The sequence below is a fragment of the Lactobacillus sp. C449L genome (genome assembly GCF_059900815.1).
On sequence record NZ_JBWXGA010000147.1, the window covers coordinates 1 to 477 of the forward strand.

Genomic DNA, 477 nt, shown 5'->3' on the forward strand with positions numbered 1-477 from the left:
ATTCAGGAGCGAAGTTTTTAAAATTCCCTTCATTCAGTACAGCTTCAGCTTTTGAAGAACGAAGGGCCATTGTAGTGCCAAAAGGCGATAAGCTTTTGTGAACAGCATTGATACGCAAATTATTTAATGAAGCATCCAATATAGGGTTTTTAGGAGTAAACTCTTTCCCTACTGCATTTGCAAACTTTTGAATCAATTTAATAATGTAGTTTTCGCTAATTCCCTCGTCATAAACATACTTTTCATTGTTTGTATTAACGATTAATTCAGTTCCGTTGTAGCTTATATCCGTCACTGAAGGATCTTTAATTATCTCTTCGATTACCCCTAATCCAACAATCTCAGATAGAGCATAATCGATATGTTCTTCAGTTCTCAAAATGACGTTGTGGCGTTTTGGAAGATCATTTTGCATAACCTTTTTCAAAGCTTCCCGGGCGATAGGGTCAGTAAAAGCCTCTAGCATCAATTCGGGAT

General features: G+C 36.7%; 1 pseudogene. It reads right to left on the reverse strand.

The window, feature by feature from the left end:
• A pseudogene (locus tag AC2JF9_RS08730) lies at window positions 1-477 on the reverse strand (hypothetical protein); the annotation flags it as partial.